At 46.6% G+C, this 234-nt stretch carries 1 pseudogene; it reads left to right on the top strand.

Features of this window, described 5'->3' with window-relative positions:
- Positions 1-234: pseudogene (locus lacNas_RS01810) on the top strand (helix-turn-helix domain-containing protein); the annotation flags it as partial.

Consider the following 234-nt stretch of genomic DNA (forward strand, 5'->3'; position numbering starts at 1 on the left):
TTGGCCTCCGACCCCAAAAAGCTGACCGAAGAGCAGAAAGTGCTGCTTAAAGAAAAGCCTTCGCCGAGTGAACGAAGAGTTCGTAATATGTTAGTTGCAGATAAAAAAGACTGGCAGTATACACAATCAGCCCGAATTCTGCAACTGGCAATTTCCGACTTGGGCAAGGCTTGGAACAATTTCTTTGACAAGGCCCAACCAGACTGGGGCAAACCAAAATTTCGGTCAAAACGG

It is taken from the genome of Lactobacillus nasalidis, assembly GCF_016587775.1.
In the GTDB taxonomy this organism is placed as follows: Bacteria; Bacillota; Bacilli; order Lactobacillales; family Lactobacillaceae; genus Lactobacillus; species Lactobacillus nasalidis.